This window comes from Mesorhizobium qingshengii, from assembly GCF_027563465.1.
GTDB lineage: Bacteria > Pseudomonadota > Alphaproteobacteria > Rhizobiales > Rhizobiaceae > Mesorhizobium > Mesorhizobium qingshengii_A.
Window position 1 is genome coordinate 129,157 of sequence record NZ_JAPFQA010000008.1, and the last position, 17,693, is coordinate 146,849.

Annotated in this window: 21 protein-coding genes; 12 read left to right on the top strand and 9 right to left on the bottom strand. The window is 62.3% G+C overall.

The genetic code is table 11. The features are described from left to right. Positions 1-176: 176 nt before the first annotated feature. From OOJ09_RS19170 to OOJ09_RS19190, 5 genes are all read right to left on the bottom strand, one after another. Positions 177-1,436: an AAA family ATPase gene (locus OOJ09_RS19170; protein WP_269906681.1), complete on the bottom strand. Its 1,260-nt coding sequence runs from the start codon at positions 1,434-1,436 to the stop codon at positions 177-179. Beyond that, positions 1,436-2,320: a toprim domain-containing protein gene (locus tag OOJ09_RS19175; protein ID WP_269906682.1), complete on the bottom strand. Its 885-nt coding sequence runs from the start codon at positions 2,318-2,320 to the stop codon at positions 1,436-1,438. The genes OOJ09_RS19170 and OOJ09_RS19175 overlap by 1 nt, the downstream gene beginning before the upstream one ends. 389 nt (positions 2,321-2,709) lie before the next feature. Continuing rightward, the gene (locus OOJ09_RS19180) at positions 2,710-2,934 is read right to left on the bottom strand and encodes a helix-turn-helix transcriptional regulator (RefSeq protein WP_269906683.1); all 225 of its coding nucleotides are present in this window, start codon (positions 2,932-2,934) and stop codon (positions 2,710-2,712) included. 115 nt (positions 2,935-3,049) lie between these two features. Then, entirely contained in the window at positions 3,050-3,694 is a 645-nt protein-coding gene (locus tag OOJ09_RS19185; RefSeq protein WP_269906684.1) for a hypothetical protein, read from the bottom strand. After that, positions 3,691-5,004: a tyrosine-type recombinase/integrase gene (locus tag OOJ09_RS19190; RefSeq protein WP_269906685.1), complete on the bottom strand. Its 1,314-nt coding sequence runs from the start codon at positions 5,002-5,004 to the stop codon at positions 3,691-3,693. The genes OOJ09_RS19185 and OOJ09_RS19190 overlap by 4 nt, the downstream gene beginning before the upstream one ends. A 365-nt stretch (positions 5,005-5,369) precedes the next feature. Between OOJ09_RS19190 and OOJ09_RS19195 the strand changes: the two genes are divergently transcribed. The 3 genes from OOJ09_RS19195 (at position 5,370) to OOJ09_RS19205 (ending at position 7,102) form a co-directional block, all read left to right on the top strand. Further along, entirely contained in the window at positions 5,370-5,627 is a 258-nt protein-coding gene (locus OOJ09_RS19195; protein WP_269906686.1) for a PepSY domain-containing protein, read from the top strand. A 160-nt stretch (positions 5,628-5,787) separates the two neighbouring features. Then, complete coding sequence (locus OOJ09_RS19200) at positions 5,788-6,528, top strand: lysozyme inhibitor LprI family protein (protein WP_269906687.1); 741 nt, start codon at positions 5,788-5,790, stop codon at positions 6,526-6,528. Between the two features lie 88 nt (positions 6,529-6,616). Then, the gene (locus OOJ09_RS19205) at positions 6,617-7,102 is read left to right on the top strand and encodes a hypothetical protein (RefSeq protein ID WP_269906688.1); all 486 of its coding nucleotides are present in this window, start codon (positions 6,617-6,619) and stop codon (positions 7,100-7,102) included. Between the two features lie 63 nt (positions 7,103-7,165). On the opposite strand, the gene OOJ09_RS19210 is transcribed toward OOJ09_RS19205, so the two are convergent. After that, the gene (locus OOJ09_RS19210) at positions 7,166-9,046 is read right to left on the bottom strand and encodes a L,D-transpeptidase family protein (RefSeq protein ID WP_269906689.1); all 1,881 of its coding nucleotides are present in this window, start codon (positions 9,044-9,046) and stop codon (positions 7,166-7,168) included. Positions 9,047-9,392: 346 nt separating this feature from the next. Here OOJ09_RS19210 and OOJ09_RS19215 point away from each other — a divergent pair, with 346 nt between their 5' ends. Beyond that, positions 9,393-9,788, top strand: coding sequence for a rhodanese-like domain-containing protein (locus tag OOJ09_RS19215; RefSeq protein WP_269906690.1), 396 nt, complete (start codon positions 9,393-9,395; stop codon positions 9,786-9,788). 12 nt (positions 9,789-9,800) lie between these two features. Here the strand turns inward: OOJ09_RS19215 and OOJ09_RS19220 are convergent, their stop codons facing one another. Next, positions 9,801-10,712, bottom strand: coding sequence for an alpha/beta hydrolase (locus OOJ09_RS19220; RefSeq protein WP_269906691.1), 912 nt, complete (start codon positions 10,710-10,712; stop codon positions 9,801-9,803). A gap of 47 nt (positions 10,713-10,759) precedes the next feature. Here OOJ09_RS19220 and OOJ09_RS19225 point away from each other — a divergent pair, with 47 nt between their 5' ends. Further along, positions 10,760-11,212 (top strand): MarR family winged helix-turn-helix transcriptional regulator, encoded by a 453-nt coding sequence (locus OOJ09_RS19225; protein ID WP_269906692.1) that lies wholly within the window; start codon positions 10,760-10,762, stop codon positions 11,210-11,212. 25 nt (positions 11,213-11,237) lie between these two features. On the opposite strand, the gene OOJ09_RS19230 is transcribed toward OOJ09_RS19225, so the two are convergent. Both OOJ09_RS19230 and OOJ09_RS19235 read right to left on the bottom strand, forming a co-directional pair. Then, positions 11,238-11,849 carry a pyridoxamine 5'-phosphate oxidase family protein gene (locus tag OOJ09_RS19230; RefSeq protein WP_269906693.1) on the bottom strand — a complete coding sequence of 204 codons (612 nt, stop codon included), beginning with the start codon at positions 11,847-11,849 and terminating at the stop codon, positions 11,238-11,240. A 71-nt stretch (positions 11,850-11,920) separates the two neighbouring features. After that, positions 11,921-12,274: a DUF971 domain-containing protein gene (locus OOJ09_RS19235; RefSeq protein ID WP_269906694.1), complete on the bottom strand. Its 354-nt coding sequence runs from the start codon at positions 12,272-12,274 to the stop codon at positions 11,921-11,923. 200 nt (positions 12,275-12,474) lie between these two features. On the opposite strand from OOJ09_RS19235, the gene moaA reads away from it, so the two are divergent. The 7 genes from moaA (at position 12,475) to OOJ09_RS19270 (ending at position 17,653) form a co-directional block, all read left to right on the top strand. Further along, positions 12,475-13,470 carry a GTP 3',8-cyclase MoaA gene (gene moaA / locus OOJ09_RS19240; RefSeq protein WP_269906695.1) on the top strand — a complete coding sequence of 332 codons (996 nt, stop codon included), beginning with the start codon at positions 12,475-12,477 and terminating at the stop codon, positions 13,468-13,470. Between the two features lie 56 nt (positions 13,471-13,526). Next, a complete protein-coding gene (locus OOJ09_RS19245) occupies positions 13,527-14,000 on the top strand; it encodes a hypothetical protein (protein WP_269906696.1) in 474 nt (157 codons plus the stop codon). Between the two features lie 116 nt (positions 14,001-14,116). Beyond that, the gene (locus OOJ09_RS19250; RefSeq protein ID WP_269906697.1) at positions 14,117-14,476 is read left to right on the top strand and encodes a hypothetical protein; all 360 of its coding nucleotides are present in this window, start codon (positions 14,117-14,119) and stop codon (positions 14,474-14,476) included. 119 nt (positions 14,477-14,595) lie between these two features. Then, on the top strand, positions 14,596-15,516 hold the full coding sequence (locus OOJ09_RS19255; RefSeq protein ID WP_269906698.1) for a DMT family transporter: 921 nt from the start codon (positions 14,596-14,598) through the stop codon (positions 15,514-15,516). Positions 15,517-15,571: 55 nt separating this feature from the next. Then, positions 15,572-16,204 carry a molybdenum cofactor guanylyltransferase MobA gene (gene mobA / locus OOJ09_RS19260; RefSeq protein ID WP_269906699.1) on the top strand — a complete coding sequence of 211 codons (633 nt, stop codon included), beginning with the start codon at positions 15,572-15,574 and terminating at the stop codon, positions 16,202-16,204. After that, positions 16,201-16,710 (top strand): molybdopterin-guanine dinucleotide biosynthesis protein B, encoded by a 510-nt coding sequence (mobB, locus tag OOJ09_RS19265; RefSeq protein WP_269906700.1) that lies wholly within the window; start codon positions 16,201-16,203, stop codon positions 16,708-16,710. The genes mobA and mobB overlap by 4 nt, the downstream gene beginning before the upstream one ends. Before the next feature lie 157 nt (positions 16,711-16,867). After that, a complete protein-coding gene (locus OOJ09_RS19270) occupies positions 16,868-17,653 on the top strand; it encodes an ABC transporter substrate-binding protein (RefSeq protein WP_091585816.1) in 786 nt (261 codons plus the stop codon). Positions 17,654-17,693 lie beyond the last annotated feature (40 nt).

A 17,693-nucleotide genomic window follows, 5' to 3' on the forward strand; every position in this document is an offset into this window, starting at 1 on the left:
TACGGCCAGTGGGCCTCGTTGCGCAATTGCGCCGTCGGTGCGCCATCGGGGAAAGACAATTGCGCGCATCAATGCGCAATTGATTTTCCTTAGGGCACCTTCGATGATTGCGCACCCTGTTTTGCGCAATTGGTGCGCAATCGAAGTTTGCCCATTGCGCGAGGCCTGAGCCCACTTCATGTGCCGACCTTTCCGGGTCGTTTCATGTCATCCACGTGGAGACCTTCCTGGTCCTTTCGAGTCCCCGGACTACGGTATGTTTCCTTGAAGAGCAGGCCACTCTTGACCCATGTGGCGACCATGTCGCGGCATTGCTTTTCCGTCTTCTTCGCTGCGTGCTTCTGGACCACCTTCCAAGCGGCCCGGCTCGTGGCAGAGCTGGCGGCGGAGTAGAGCTCGCCGTCCCCCGTGCCGGCGTCGATGTCAGTGAGTATCCGGTTTACGAGTTCGTCGGTAAGTCCTTCCCACGTGCCGGGCGCGGCCCACGGTTCGACAGTCTGCACATTGTCGCCGCCAGGATAAAGATCGTTGCCGTTGCCAAGCGCGACGTTGACCAGCCTGAACCACTTCGCTGCGGCCGCAGGCGGTGCGATGTTCACCTTGCCGGCATCCACCCGAACATAGAGCCGCCGGTCAGCAGGGGGCACCCCGAATGTCGCGGCCTCGTCGTCGCTCATTGTCGTCAGAGTATAGACAAGACGTGCGCCGTCCTTGATCGCGCTGGCGCCGCGACCGCGATCTGCATTGCCGGGATTGGCGCTGCCCTTTGCGGTATGGTGCGGCACATCAAGGGCAATATTCATTTCGATGGCAAGGTTGGCAAGAAACTCGATCACTTGGTCCATCAGGCTGTTGTCGTTTTCGCTCAGGCCGTGTGTCTTAACGAAGGGGTCTAGGCAGACAAAGTCGACCTTGCGGCGTTGGACCGTTTGTTTCAGTGCGGCGGCCAGCCCGGCGGTTGTAACCCGTCCTTTGTCGCCGGGGGTCATCAGCTTGCCCGCCTTGCCGCCGGGCGCGGCGAGGAAAAGCCAGCCCTTGACCTCTGCCTCGGAAACGTCGTGGTGGAGCATCGCTGCCTTGACCCGGCGGCGCAGTTCGTCCTTGTCGTCTTCGAGCGAGACCAAGAGAACGCGGCAGCGCTGAAACACATACTCGCCTGTAAGATTGCGTCCTGTGGCCAACGCGAGCGCCTGTGCAACGCGCAACGCGGTCTTGCCCGTTCCGCCGTCGGCAATCAGGGAACTTACGAAGCGGCGGCAGAAGACATTGCCGAGCAGCCATTGGCGGGGCGGAACTGGGTTAGTATCATCGCCCGCGTCCCATTCGCCGAGTATGGTCTCGCGACCTCTGCCGCCCGTCTGACGCGTCCCATCAATTCTCTCCCGCAGGTTCGCCTCGCCATTTTCGCGCAGGATGTCGTTGGCATCACGAGCCATCACGGAGCCTCCGTTCCGGGGACGCTCAATTCGGCATGGATGCCGCGTTGAACTAGCCGTTCGACCAAGGCCGGCGCATGGCACCGACCGGCGGCATCGTCATCCGCCAGCACGGTAACGCAATCGGTATGGCCGGGCACCTGATCCGCCAACGCCGGCAGCCGCGACGCCGATCCAGCCGCCCATGCGCCAAGCCCGGTCGCCTGATGTGCCGAAAGCGCATCCTCGATCCCCTCGGTAAGGATCAGCCCGAGCAAGTCGTTCGGTGGCGCCAAGATGAGTGGTGCACCCTTCGAGCGCCCGATCATGATTTTTGCCGGCTCTTCCGCCTTGCCGCTGCCGTCTGGACGGAGCCGCGTTAGATGCACGCCGGCTAGCCCTTTCTCGGCGAGATAGAGCCGACCCGGTTCGGGTTCTTCGGCCATCCCGAAAGCGGCGATCAGGGCTGGCGGATAGTGGCCGCGAGCCGGAAGGAACCCGAGTGTCGGCGGCAGCGGACAAGATATCGCACGGACCTTGCGCAGATAGTGTTCGGCTGGCGTACCTCCGATTGCCTGTCGCACGGACCATAGCCACAAGGCTTTCTGGTGCTGCTTGATCGCCGTTTCCGCGTCGTGAACCGCGAATGCTTTACGGGCGCGAAGCATCGCTGCCCGTGTGGCTGCATCGATTTCAACCCTCTGGTGTTGGCGGACGTAGCCATGTTCGCCACAGCGGGCGCAATAGTACGAAATGAAACCCGGCTCAGACCAAAGCCGAAGGACCGGACGGCTCCTGTTGCGCGGTTCACGGCAATGTGGGCCGCAGAGCGGGCAGGCCACATCGGCGACGTTACGGTCGTGCATCAACCCGCGCAATTCGGCATAGCCGGGCAGGCCGCTCATCGCACCCTCCATTGCGGCACGGCGAAACCGGACGGCAAGGCAACAAGGCGATGGTCGCGCCGCCAAGCGCGGACTGCAGCAGCTTCGATAGGACGCCCATCGCGCGCCACAGGCGTGAGCGATGTCGCTGGGTTCACCGGCGCCAGACCAAGCGCGGCACGGCGAACATTCAGTGCGAAAAAGCTCGCCGCTGTTGATCGATGAATGACGTGGTGGGGCTCGCCATCATCAGGACCAAGGAGAGGTTGGTCGTCTGGTGCGCGCATGGTTCGCGTCCCTCTTGCATAGGGGGGCAATTGACCTGCGCTTCAAACGGAGAGTAGTTTCGGGCCGTCCTACTGGCTTCAAACCAACCTTCGCCCGCCGAGCAGAGGTTTGCCCGGCGGGTTTTAGGCTGCGCGGGTTGGCAGTTCGGCGGTCGAGGCCATAGGGGCTGTCAGACGGTTCGTGATCCATTCGTCGAGCAGCTCGGGCTCGTAGTAGACGTTGTTACCCAGCTTGCGGAACTGCGGGCCGCCGCCCTTGACGCGCAAATTGCGCAGCGTCACCGGCGAGCGGGTCACCCCCTTTTCGCGTAGGTACTGAGACGCCTGCTTTGGGTTCAGCAGTGTCATGGCTCACTCCCGTATTAACTGGAGCCCCTCGTGGGGAGGGCGCTTCGGTTGCGACAAATGATCGGGAGTGATGTTGAAATGACTTCAGGGTACGCCGCACGTGGGTAAGCGAAATTTACTTTAACCCTTTGGTTCGAAGCGCTTTTTTGCGATATGCAATGATGGTTTCCACCGTAATCGGGTCGCTATTCCCCTTCCGGATTTCGGCTTCCTCCAAGACAGCCAGCACAAAAACGACATACGGGCTCAATTTGCCAGGGTGGATTTCACCGCCTTTGCGCACCGTTTGATACTGGCGGGCCGTAGCTCGCATGCCAAAATGGCGTGCGAAAATCTTCGCAAGGTGTTCGCCCACCAGCCACTCAGTCGCGCTTTCCGGTCCATGCGGGTTGAGCAACCACCGCAATGGCCTTTGGGCGGGGGGTAGCTTATGCCATCTACGTTTGCCTAGCGTCCGATACGGTCCACGAAGCCCACTGAACGCCTCAAAGATTCCATACCAGAACAGCGCGCGGTCGAGTTTGTGTCGCAGTTTGCTCCGGTCGAGCCGCACGGCGGCTGACTTAGACGACGCCACCGCCGCAACAATTCGGTCGACCGCTTCAGCCGAAAAGTGTGCTGGATACTTCAGCTGGTCTTCCACCTTGCTGGTAGGCAGCCGAAGCCGTGCCGCACCTACGGCCTCTAACTGGTCCTTCGACCACCGGGGAAATCCCGCCCTGGATATCCATTGGCCCGTGTACGCTTCATCCCCGCTCATTCGGTTCGATTTCTCATAGGCAGCACCTTGCCAGGTTTCTTTCCAGCAAGCGCCGCAGCGATAGGCGTCACGGCGCGGTCCGCCGCCTGCCGCAGCGGATCGTGCTGGAAATGCGCATAGATCGCAGTCGAGCGGTGGTCCTTATGCCCGAGGATCGCGCCGGTCATCGCCAGCGTCTCTCCGAACGATACGGCGGCTGAGCCCAACGTGTGCCTCAATGTGTGCGGCGTCACGCCAGGCAGCTTCGCCTTCTTCACGATTTTCGCCCAAATACGCTTCGTCCCCTGAAAGAAGCTTTTGCCGGAAGTGGCCGGAAACACCCAGGGGCTCAATCGATCTGGTTGATCGCTATCTGCGTAGCGCGGCAGGCTAGTAAGCAGTGCCATCGCTGCCGACGAGAGGGGTCGCACGCTCTTGCCGGTCTTCGTCGCATCGAGGATCAGGCACCCCCGCTGTAGGTCAACCTCTGACCATTTGAGACCGGCGACCTCATCGCGCCGGCAACCAGTAAGGGCCCACAACCGTGCTATGCTCAGAGCCTTGGGGTTGACGCCCTCTTTCTCCAGTTCGTCGAGTGCAGCACCGAACCGTTTGATTTCGTCAAGCGACAGAAAGCGGTCGCGTCTGTTGTCAACTTTGTTGATCGAAGCGGTCGCCACCGGATTGCTTGCGGCCAGCCCACGCTTCATCGCGAACGTGAAGAGCGTGGAGAGGTCGCGTGCCACCTTGCGCGCTGCGCCCGCGCCGCCCCTTACGACGACGCGGCGGCGCGGACCGATCTTTTCGTCCTTAGCGGTCTTACCTGTCGTGATAGCCTTGACCATGGTCTCGACATCAGCTGGCGTCACCTCGGAAATGCGCTTCTGGCCGATCAGCGGCACGACATGATGGCGAACCGCATTCAGCATCCACTGCTTGGAACGCGCGTTGCGCACCTGACCGAGGCGTTTGCCCCGCAGGATCGTGCCGCCGTCCTTCTCGTATAGGTCGACAAGATCTGCGATCTTGTTTTCGGCCCGCCTGGCCTTCTTCTCGGCTACCGGGTCTTTGCCCTTGTCGACGTCGGCCAGCGTCTCCTTCGCCCACTCGCGAGCTTGGGTCGCGGTGTGAGCGGTCGTGGTACCGAGCGTCTCGCGTTTCTTGGGCGTGTTGCGTCCGCCCGGATGAGGTCGGTACTCCACTTGCCAGCGCTTTGTGCCGTCCGACGAAACTTGGATGGCAAAGCCCGGCAGCTCGGTATCGAAGACACGGTAGCGCTTATCGGTCACTTTGAGGCCGTCGACGCTCATTTTGGTAAGCTTCAGTTTCACGGGGTGCCTTTCATTTCCGGGTCGCCACCGGGTCGTCACCATCGCAAGATCGGCGGGTATCCTCCTCATACCCGCGAGTGACACAAAACGCAATGAAAGGCGATACTTAGATACTTTGAGGTGATCGCGAGAAATCCGCAGAAACGCGCAATTCCAGCCTTCACACGGGTGGGGTCGCAGGTTCAATCCCTGCATCGCCCACCATTTTCCTCAAAGGTTTTCATCCTTACCTCCACCTTGCCGTCCAGTTGGCGACGGCCCTGCGAATCGCAGCCTGTGCAAGCCGGGTCGGGCACGTGTTGCGGCAAGGCGGAACAAATCAGCCCGCCAGCGAGTTTCCTTCCGTCGAAACTTGAGGGAAAACCATGTCCAGATTTCTGCTGGCGACCGGCGTCGCCGTTCTCCTAGCCGCCGGCCCGGCTCTGGCGGCGGACGAGAAGCCGCTGCCGCCGGCCAATGCCAAGAAACTGTCGGAGATCATCGCCAAGGTCGAGCAGCGCGATGGCTTCCGTTACATCAAGGAGATCGACTGGGACAGCGGCGCCTACACCGTCACCTACTACACGTCTGACAAGGCCAAGGTCGAAATCACCTACGATCCCGTGACGGCCGAGCCCAAATAGGGTTTTTCCAGAGACATCCGCGGTTCGAGGCGGCGCCCCGTTTCCCGGGGCGTTCTCAATGACCAACCGTCTCGCCCAGAAATGTCCATCCTGGGATAGGACCCAAAATGTCCATCCTGGGATATGATATGTGTGCAATCCTGTTGGCTTGGGGGCACGCATGCGATCTTCCGTTCGAACCGATGTCTTGCTGTTGCTCGCCATCATGCTGGCCGGCGGCGTGCTTGGGGCCGCTCCGGCACGGGCCGACGGGCCGTCCTTCGACTGCGCCAAGGCAAGTCTACCGGCGGAAAAGGCGATCTGCGCCGATCCGCAGCTCTCGGCCATCGATCTGCTGGTCTCCAAGGCGTTCAAGGGTTTCGAGCCGGCGTTCGGCGGCGACAAGCGCAAGATCGCCCGCGGGCTGATCGCCGACCGCAATGCCTGCAAGAGCGACACCGCCTGCATCGTCAGCGCGCAGAACAACGCATTGCAGACCTATGGCAATGCCCCGTCATGGGTGCAGGATTACAACATCGCGCTGATCGGCAAAAAGGCGCTGGAGGCCGCCTCGCGGAACCCTGGAGGGACGGATCAGCCCCTGCCCTCGGCAATCGGACAATGCGCCTCCACGCATATCAAGACGCTTACCGCGCGGCTTGGCGACGATCCGCTGGAAACGGCCAGTCCCGAGGCCGGCAGCGCCGCGACATTCACGAATGGCGGCACGGCCGTCTCCTATGATCGTGAGCCAGGCCTGGCCGCCTCGAAGGTCGGCGACGCGGCAATCATGTGCCTGATCTCAATTCCGCGCGATTGCCCCGAGGGCGACGATCGCGGCCGGCTCTACTACGGCATCGATCTCGCCATCAAAGGTTCATGGGCGCTGCCTGATTCGCAGCATCTGTGCGGTGGCGCCTGAGCCGCCTCCCTGCCGAGATACCCCGCCTGCGCTTGCATCAGCCCCGCTTTGATGGCTGACTGGAACGGTTGACTGCGCCGCATGGGGGATGGGCATGGCGACGGCGAGGCACATAGTGAAGCGTATCCTGATGATGCTTGCCGGCTATCTCGTCGCCGTACTGGTCGGCCTGGTCGCCGTGGCGGCGATCTACGCCGCGCTCAGTTCCTTGCCCAATGCGCCGGCGTATTTCGATGTCATGGGCGTCACGCCGATCGCGGCCCTGGTGGTGCCGCCGCTCGGCATGTTCATCTACTTCCTGACGATTGTCGTGACCGGAGCGCAGACGCTTGTCTTCGCGCTGATCGCCGAGTTCTTCTCGCTGCGCAACGCCCTGTTGCACATGTTCTTCGCCGCCGCGGCCGCGGCGGGCGGCTTCTTCCTGATCTGGCCGAGTACGGCGGAAGAGATGGATGCCGGGCGTTGGGCCGACATCGGCATCATAGCTGGCGCCGGCCCTGTCGCCGGACTGGTCTACTGGCTGATCGCCGGGCGGGATGCCGGCTTCCGGCGGCCGCTGTCACCCGATCAATAAAGGAGTTGAGGCGGCTAAACGTTCAGACGTTGCGCTGCCTCTGGATGCCGCAAACTGCTTTGCTCAACTCGACGGTGAACGCACTGCCTCGGTGGCGTCCAATGCCTGCTTCAGCCGCGAGTCGCGGTCGTAGACGTCGCCGAAATACTCGACCTTGCCGGACATGTCCGGCCATGCGGTGAAATAGGCGACATAGACCGGGATCTTGCGTGTCACGTTCTCTGTCGAATGCCCATGCTTCAGCTTTTCCGCGATATAGTCCACCGAGGTGCCGAGCACCGCCGCCGCCATGCCGCGCGGATCCTGCAGCCGCACGCAGCCATGGCTGAGCGCGCGCATGTCCTGCTTGAAGAACGACTTCTGCGGCGTGTCGTGCATGTAGATTGCATGCTTGTTGGGGAACAGGATCTTCAGTTCGCCCAGCGCATTGGCCTCGCTCGGCTGCTGGCGCACGCTGTAGGGAATGTTGGCGCCATAGGCGCCCCAGTTGACCGCCGACGACGGGATGCGGTTGCCGCGCGAGTCGGTCACCTCGTAGCCGGCCCGGTCGAGATAGCCTGGATCGCTGCGCAATCTGGGCAGCATTTCGTTGACGATGATCGACTGCGGCACCCCCCAATAGGGATGAAAGTCGACCTGCTTGATCTGGTCGTAGAAGAAAGCGGTCTGGTTGGTGGTTCGACCGACGACCACACGTGTCTTCAGCTTTTCCTCGCCATTGTCGATATAGCTGGCGGTGAAGGCCGGCTGGTTGATGAAGACGCGCGGACTGCCGAGGTCGGAAGGCAGCCAGCGCAGTTCCTCCAGCGCCACTTCCACCTTCAATAGCCTGTCGGCCTTGGATGTCCCGGCCAGCGACGCGACGGTGCGCGGCCCGATGACGCCGTCGCCCTTCATGCCTGCCTTCTGCTGCACAGCCTTGATGACCGGAACCAGTTCGGGAACGTAGACTTCACTGGTCGCCAGCCTGGACAGGACCTCGCCATAGGCGCCGCCCATCTCGTCATCGAGATTGCGCGCGATCAGCATCAGCAGCTTCGGCAGTTCTGGGCTGGTCTCGCCCGGTTTCAGCAACAGCTTGGGATCGACGACGATTTCGTTCTCGGCGCTTGCCTGCAGGGCTTCCAGTTCGACGCGCAGCGCCTGGTACTCCGGATTCTGCGGATGTCGCGATTCGAGGTAGGTGCGCACTTCCTGGGTGTGAGCCAGCGTTTTCAGCGCGCCTTGCAGGTCGAGCGGCTTGGCCGGGAAATCATAGTAGCCGGTCATGCGGTTGGGCTCGACACGGCCATTCTGGGCATCATGGGCATAGCGCAGCACGCGCGCCGACAGGGCCATTTCGAAACGGACGAGGTCCTTCAGCCGCGCGGCGGCGTCGGCCGTTGACGAGTCGGCGGCGGGCACGTCGACGGCATAGTCGGCGGGCGTAAGGCCGTAGCTCGCTGCCTCGCCGAGCACCCGCACCGCATCCTGCGCGCGGCTGTTGAGGCTGGTTCCGCTTACCCAGATGAAATCCGGATTGGCCGAGTAGTAGGCGATCAGCGCCTTGGCGATGTCGGGCTCGGCGTAGAGTTCGTAGTCGCTCAGGCTGGCAATCGCATCACGAAAAGCAGCGCCGGTCGCTGATGGAACGAAAGCGGCGTCCTGCGGTGCCGCCGGCTGCGGCGCTGCCGTCAGCGCCGAGAAATCGATTCGGACCAGGCGATCGGCCTTGTAGGTGTAGTAGGACGGACCGCTGATTTTCACACCGCCACCACCGGCAGGTATTTTCGGCTTGTGCTTCGGAGGAGGTGGTGGAAACTCACCTTGGGGCGCATGTCGGATGCCGCCCCCGAAAAGCATCTCGAAAAGCCCTTGCGCTCCCGCCTGAGGCACACCGAGGGCTAGCGTTGCCGTAATCGCCATCAGCGGCATCACGGCTGCTTTGTTTCCGAGGAATTTCATGGATCACCCGCTCCGGTCGCAACCGGTTCCCGTTCCGCACCGTTAGACGATCTCGCTCACCGCATGGCGGATGTAAGACGCGACTATACCGATTCATACTGATTTCGTTAAGCTTCCATAAATTTCGGAGCGCCTGTTGCAGAACGGTTTCACAACCTCGTGACGGCCGGAACGGATGCGGTTACGCTCCGGCGGGGGAAATCCATGGGCGATCAGGCGTTGGCGTCACCGTTGACGGTCAGCGCGGCGCCGGTGACGAAACGGCCTCCCGGGCCGTGACAAACGCCGGCTGTTGTGCTCGAAATTCGACCTGCCAGCAAACCACCTGGCCGGGAGGGACGACACGGTGAAAAAGGGTTATCGCGAACTGCTGGACGAGGCCAACGCCGAGATCGAAGTGGTGTCGCCCGAGGAAGCAGCGGGTTTGCTCGAGGACGAAGGCACCATCTTCATTGATCTGCGCGACCCGCGCGAAGTGGATCGCGACGGCAGGATTCCCGGTGCCATGCATGTCACCCGCGGCATGCTGGAGTTCTGGATCGATCCGGAAAGCCCCTACCACAAGCCGTTCTTCGCTTCGGGAAAGAGTTTCGTTTTCTTCTGCGCCGGCGGCTGGCGCTCGGCGCTGGCCACCAAGACAGCGCAGGACATGGGGCTTTCGCCGGTCAAGCACATCCTTGGCGGCTATACGGCCTGGAAGGCGGCCGGACTGCCGGTCGAGCCCGGCGACAAGAAGAAGTAATCTTGATTGCCGCTAGTGAAGCAGCGACGGCTCGCGGTGCGAAGCCACGAAGCCGACGGCACGTTCGACCACACCCCTGTCGGCGAGGATGCGGCGGTGGCCGAGCCCGTCGGCCCAGTAGAGCCGCACATGGCCGCCAGCGCCGGCATAGCGCTTGGCATGATCGGCCGAGACCTCACGGTCGTCCGGCGCGTGGATGACCAGGGTCGGCACCGGCGCATGGGCGAGCTGGCGGTCGCCGGTGAATTCATGCAGCGGCCGGCCGGAAAGGTGTTCGACACGGTCCGCCATGGCGGCCTGCGAGCGCGGCCCGACATTGAGCATGCGGCTGAAGTCGGCGAAGATTGCCGGCAGCGAACTCGGCGCCGCGATCAGGACCAGCCGTCCGGCCGCCAGCGGCGGGATGTTCCTGACTGAACCAGCGATGGCGTTGGCGGCGACGGCGCCGCCGAAGGAATGGCCAACCGCCGCGGCGAACGGACCGAACCATTCGCCGGCAACGCGCACGGCATCCACGGCATTGACCATGTTCAACCGCCGGCCCAGCGACTGGCCATGGCCCGGCAGATCAAGCGAAGCAACCCTGTAGCCGGCGGCGCGATACCCTTCGATCAATGCACGCATGTATTCGGTGCGCGAACGCCAGCCGTGGACGACAAGCACGGTGCCGGCAACCGCCCTGCCCGGTTCCGGCCGGAACTCGTGCACCATGATGCAGCCGGTGGCAGTCTTCAGCCGATGATGCCGCGCCCCGGCCATGAATTCCGCGGCGCGGTCGACGGCGCGGCGTTCGCCGTCGGTCAGCGCCTTGGCATTCGGCGTGCGGCAGAACAGTTCGAAAGCCGCGCGGCCGGTCAGGCGCGGCGCAATATGTTCGGCCGCACCAAACACCCCCCGGATGACCTTCAGCCCGATTGATGCCATAGTGGGAATCCATCCATACGTTCAAGCATGAACATAATAGTTCAAAGATGAACAATAAACAAGACCTACCCTGGGACAACCCGCGTTTTCGCAACTGGGTCGCGGTGGCGCGCGCCTGCCATGTGCTGGAGCGCACGCTGGCGGTGAAGCTCGCGCCGCTCGACCTGAAGCCGGCGCAGCTCGATGTGCTGATGAACCTCTATCGCCACCCCGACATGTCGCAGCACGACCTTGCCCGCAAGCTGCTCGTCGGCCGCTCCAACATCACCATGCTGCTGCCGCAGCTGGAGGCGCGTGGCCTGCTGCGTCGCGAAGGCGATGAGAAGGACAAGCGCATCCTGCGGCTCGCCCTGACGGAAGCCGGCGAGGCGCTGCTGATGCAGGCGCTGAAAGTGCATATGGCGCTGATCGAAAAGGCGATGAGCCAGTCGACACCGGAGCAATGCGATATGATCGGCGATCAGATGCGCAAGATCTATGAGGTGCTGAACGAGGCGTGACCTCAGTCTCGGCCACGCCGTCAGCCTACCACATCGTCTTTTTCGCCCGCTCCGGCCATTCCCTGTCGTAGGTCTCGCCGTTGATGTTCTTGCGGCTGGTTATTTCGAGGATTTGTCCAGGTGTCGGCAACGACTTCGGATAGACATGCCTCGCCGGGTTCCAGAGCTCGGAACGGACGATGGCGCGGGCACACTGGAAATAAACCGAATCGACGCTGATGACGGTCACCGAGCGCGCCGGCTTGCCATCGACCGTGAACGACGCGCAGAGCGCTGCATCCGTGGTGATATGGGCGCGACCGTTGATGCGCAGCGTCGTGCCCGAGCCCGGCACCAGAAACAGCAGGCCGACGCGCGGATCGCGAATGATGTTCTTCAGCGAATCGGCGCGGTTGTTGCCGCGCCGGTCCGGCATCATCAGCGTTTTCGAGTCAAGGATGCGCACGAAACCGGCGAGATCGCCGCGCGGCGAACAGTCCAGCCCCTCCGGCCCACTGGTCGCCAGGGCGACGAAGGGCGAGGCTTCGATGAAGGCGGCATACTCGGGAATCACATGGTCGAGTTCCTTGACCAGCGAGGTTTCGCCGGGCAATCCGTAAAGGGCCTCGAGCTCTTCGACCGTGGTGATGACGGACATCTTTTCGTCTCCGCATTTCCGCCGCCCTTACTCCCGATGGGTGACGTTTTCACGACGCCGGCTTGCCGCAGCTAGCGATCCCGGCTCAAGCCTTTTTCCGCGAGCTCGGCGAGATAGGCATTCCAGCGCGCGTCCTTCTCGTGGCCGAGCGTGTGCAGGTAGTTCCAGGTGAAGATGCCGGTGTCGTGGAAGTCATCGAAGGTGATGCGCACCGCGTAGTTGCCGACCGGCTCGATCTTGAGGATCGCCACATTGCGCTTGCCGGGAACCGTTACGCGCTGTTCGGGCGAATGGCCTTGCACCTCGGCCGAGGGCGAGGCGACGCGCAACAGTTCCGCCGGCAGTTCGAACGGATGATGATCGGGAAAGGTCACCGAGAGCAGTCGGCGGTCTTTTGAGACCCGAAGTTCCTTGGGGGCGGTCATGATGTTCGTTCCCTTGGCAATCCACCCTTCCCTACGCTGCTTCGCCAAACGGGAAAAGGCGGTTTGAGGTAAGCCGACATGCGATGTCGGCCAGGGAATGTTACCAAAGATCGAGAAACGGTATCTTGAATGGCGGGCCGGATCGTATCACATAGCGGTATATAACGAAGCCGTTCACGGCCACGGGAAGCGCTTGAAGCATGGATATGATCGACCCCTTCGGTCGCACGATCAGTTATCTCAGGGTGTCGGTCACCGACCGCTGCGATTTCCGTTGCACCTATTGCATGGCCGAGGACATGGCCTTCCTGCCCAAAAAGGACTTGCTTTCTCTGGAAGAGCTCGACCGGCTGTGCGGCGTCTTCATCGAAAAGGGCGTCAGGAAATTGCGCCTCACCGGTGGTGAGCCGCTGGTTCGCAAGAACATTATGCACCTCGTGCGCCAGTTGTCGCGACATCTCGAAAGCGGCGCGCTGGAAGAACTGACGCTGACCACCAACGGTTCGCAGCTTTCGCGCTTTGCAGCCGAGCTCGCCGATTTCGGGGTCAAGCGCATCAACGTTTCGCTGGACACGCTTGACGCCGACAAGTTCCACAAGATCACCCGCTGGGGTCATCTCGGCAAGGTCCTGGAGGGCATCGATGCCGCGCAGGCGGCCGGGCTGAAGGTCAAGCTCAACGCGGTGGCGCTGAAGGATTTCAACGACGCCGAACTGCCCGACATGATGCGCTGGGCGCATGGCCGAGGCATGGATCTGACGGTCATCGAAACCATGCCGATGGGCGAGATCGACGCGGACCGCACCGACCAGTATTTGCCGCTGTCGCTGCTGCGCGCTTCGCTTGAACGCCAGTTCACGCTGACCGACATTCCCTTCAAGACAGGCGGCCCGGCCCGCTATGTCCACGTCGCCGAAACCGGCGGCCGGCTCGGCTTCATCACGCCGATGACCCACAATTTCTGCGAAAGCTGCAACCGCGTCCGGCTGACCTGCACGGGCACGCTCTATATGTGCCTCGGGCAGGAGGATGCGGCTGACCTGCGCGCGCCCTTGCGCGCGTCCGAAGGCAACGAACTGGTCGCCGCCGCCATCGACGAAGCCATCGGCCGCAAGCCGAAAGGCCATGACTTCATCATCGACCGCCGCACCAGCCGCCCCTCCGTTTCGCGGCATATGAGCGTTACGGGCGGCTGATCTTTTCGAGAAATTCATGCAAGATCGCCTCTCGGTCATTGGCTCCGAGGCGAGATATGCAGAGGCGTTCCTCATTCCTGGCGGTTGTAGCAATCATTGCGGCGACCACCGCAGTCGCCGCCCCATTCACCTATGTGAATGAGCGCTTCGGCACCGTCTGCACTTTTCCCGACGAGGTCTTCACCGATCGCCAGCCTGAGCCCGACAATGGCGACGGGCAGGAATGGCTCAGTGCCGATGGCGCCAGCCTGATCTGTTCGGGCATCCTCAACATCGACGACGACACGCCGAAGGGTTTCGTCGCGGCGGAGAAAGCCAGCAAGGAGCCGGGCTACGAGATTACCTACAGCAAGGCCGGCAAGGACTGGGCCGTGCTGTCGGGCTTGAAGGATGGAAAGATCTTTTACGAGCGCCGCCTCTTCGGCAGGGATGGTGTCATTCGCACCGTATGGCTCGAATACCCGCCTGCCGTGAAGTCGAAGTACGATCGGCTTGTCGCGGCCATAGCGGGCAGTCTCAAGGCGCACTGAACATTTCGGCCACACATCGACAATATTGCCGAACACGGGCGCCGGCCGGATTTACCGTCGGCCTGTTGCGCCCTAAGCCTGCCCGTCGCGATTTTCGCTTCTCGGGGGATTAAAATATGCGCAAACTCATTCTTTCTCTTGCCTTGCTTGGCCTCGCGGCCATGCCAGCCGCAGCCCAGTCGATTGGCGGCACCTACACGGTCGCCGGTACCAACTTCGACGGCTCGACCTATGGCGGTGAAGCCACCATCACGCTGACCAGCCAGACGACCTGCACGATCCACTGGGAGACGGGCGGCTCGTCTTCCGACGGCATCTGCATGCGCAACGATGATGCCTTCTCAGCCGGCTATGTCATGGACAAGGACATCGGCCTCGTCGTCTACAAGGTGATGGAAGACGGTTCGCTGCACGGTCTGTGGACGATCGCCGGCAAGGACGGCAATGGCACCGAGGTGCTGACGCCAAAGAAGTAAATTCTACTCTTATCGAAGGGTTTTGTGGGCCGCGGCTAGGTCCGTGGCCCAGTCCTTTGCCATTGCTGTTTCAGGCCCGGCTGCTACAGGCTTGCTGCAAAGCAGAACCGGTAGTTGTCTTGCCCCTTTCTCCAAATCTTCGCGGCGCATTGCTCATGGTGGTGGCGATGGCCGGCTTCACCCTCAACGACGCCATTACCAAATACTCGTCGCAATCGATGAACATGGCGCAAGTCATGTTGGTCAGAGGAGCATTTGCTACCCTTTTCGTCGGCTCGCTTGCCTGGCAGCGCGGTGCTCTTGTCCGGTTGCGCTCGATGCTGGACCCGCTGGTGGCGCTGCGCGTCCTCAGCGAAGCCGGCGGCACGGTGACGTTTCTGATCGCGCTCGCCCATCTGCCCATCGCCAGCGTCTCGGCAGTGCTGCAGGCGCTGCCGCTGGCGGTGACGATGGGCGCGGCGCTCGTCTTCGGCGAAGATGTCGGCTGGCGGCGCTGGTTGGCCATCGCCCTCGGATTTGTCGGCGTTCTGGTCATCGTGCGGCCGGGCTTCGAAGGGTTCAGCGCATATTCCCTGGTCGCGTTGGCCTGCGTCGCATGTTGCGCGGTGCGCGATCTCGCCACCAAGAGGATTCCCAAGGCTATCCCGACCCTTCTGGTTTCGACCGCGACCGCACTTGCCATGACCATCGTCGGCGCGGTGCTGTTGTCGCCGATGGGCGGCTGGACACCGATGGCAGGGAAAAGCACGGCCTTGCTGGCGCTCGCCGCCGTGCTCGTGCTCATCGGCTACCAGTCCATCATCATGGCGATGCGGGTGGGCGACATCTCCTTCATCGCACCGTTCCGCTATACCGCCCTGATCTGGTCGATCCTGCTTGGCCTCTTCATCTTCGCCGACATTCCGGACCTGCCGATGGTCATCGGCGCCACCATCATCATCGGCTCCGGCCTTTATGCACTCTACCGCGAGCGGATCGTCGGCCGGCGAAAGATCGTCGCCGAAAGCACCGGGCCGACTATGGTCCCGGACGGAATCTAGCCGGCTCCTAGAAGGTTCTTGTGATTCCCGACGGCTGGCGTACAGGCTCCATGGCATGAAGCGAGATATTGTGGGGATCATTCTGGCCGGTGGCCAATCAAGACGGATGGGCGGTGGCGACAAGAGCCTTTTGCCGCTCGGCAGCGGCTGCCTGCTCGACCAGGTCATCTTGCGTCTTGCCCCGCAGGTGGGGCCGCTGGCACTCAGCGCCAATGGCGACCCGGCGCGCTTCTCCCGCTTTGGACTGCCGGTGCTTGCCGACACGGTCACCGGCTTTGCCGGGCCGCTTGCCGGGATCCTGACCGGCCTCGAATGGGCCATCGCCAACACCGCTTGCGAGGCAATCGTCACCGCTGCCGGCGACACGCCGTTCCTGCCGCCGGATCTTGTCGACCGGCTGGCGGCAGCCATCGACCAACGCCCCGGTTCGATTGCCGTTGCCTGCTCGGCCGGCAAGCGGCACCCGACCTTCACGCTCTGGCCGACGGGCTGTCGCGACGCCTTGCGGCGCTTTCTGGTCGACGAGGACAACAGGCGGGTTTCGGCCTTCATCGAGCGGCATGATTTTGCGGACGTGAAATTCCCCGTTCCGCAATCCGCCGGCCAACCGATCGACCCTTTCTTCAATATCAACGAGCCTGATGATCTTGTCCGGGCCGAGCGTCTGTTGCAGAGCATGAAACCATGAACAGACGCGTCTTCGGCATCACCGGCTGGAAGAACTCCGGCAAGACGACATTGACCGAGAAACTGGTCAGCGAGCTTGTCCGGCGCGGCTGGAAGGTGTCGACGGTGAAACATGCCCATCATGACTTCGACATCGACAAGCCTGGGGCCGACAGCTTTCGTCACCGGCAGGCCGGAGCCATGGAAGTCGCGATCGTCTCCGGCGTTCGCTGGGCGCTGATGCACGAACTGCGCGGCGAGGATGAGCCGACGCTGGAGGCGGTTCTGTCGCGGCTCGCGCCGTGCGACATCGTGCTGGTCGAGGGCTACAAGCGCGAGGCCCACCGCAAGATAGAAACCCGCCGTCGGGAAGCGAAGGACCGGACACCGCTTTCGGCAAGTGATCCCGCCATCGTCGCCGTAGCAGCCGACTTCACGACGGAGGGCGAAAGCCTGCCGGTATTCGATCTCGACGATACACAGTCGATAGCCGACTTCATCGAGCGCGCCACCGGTCTCGTTGCTTGAGAGGTAACGCAGCGGCAGAATAGCATTGCCTATTTTTGTGGTTTTGCAGTTGCTTTTTTCTTGGAAAGAGTGGGAGTATCGCCTCGGCGGGCGGTCAAAAGCACCGCCCCACAGAGCCGTTTCGGAACGACGGCCGGGACATAAAGAGAGGACTATCATGCGTATTGCACTGCGTATCGCGCTTGCCGCATCGGCTGCGCTGCTGACGCTCGGCGTAGCCCAGGCCCAGGAGAAGACCCTGAGGATCGGTACCGAAGGCGCCTACCCGCCATTCAACAACCTGACTTCCGATGGCCAGCTTGTCGGCTTCGACATCGACATCGCCAAGGCGCTTTGCGATGAAATGAAGGTCAAGTGCACCTTCGTCGCCCAGGATTGGGACGGCATCATTCCAGCGCTCCAGGCCGGCAAGTTCGACGCCATCGTCGCCTCGATGTCGATCACGCCGGAGCGCAAGGAGAAGGTCGACTTCACCCATAAATACTACAACACGCCGTCGGCGCTCGCCGTGCCGAAGGACAGCACGCTGAAGGGCGTGACCAAGGAAGATCTCGCCGGCAAGACCGTCGGCGTCGCCACCACGACCACGCATTTCAACTATGCCACGAAGACCTTCACCGACAGCACCGTGAAGGGATATCCGAGCAGCCCCGAAGAGCAGGCAGATCTTGCCAATGGTCGCCTCGACGCCATCGAGGACGATATCGTCGTGCTGCAGCAGTGGCTGGATTCGCCTGATGGCGCCTGCTGCAAGATTCTCGGCCAGCCGTCGCCGCAACCGGTCGAGATCTTCGGGCCGGGCGCCGGCATTGCCGTGCGCAAGGGCGAGACCGACCTGGTCAACAAGCTCAATGCCGCCATCGACGCCATCCGCGCCAACGGAAAATACAAGGAAATCAACGACAAGTACTTCAAGTTCGACGTCTTCGGCGCCGAGTCCTGATAGACAGGATCAAGACGGCGGGGAAATTCCCCGCCGTCTT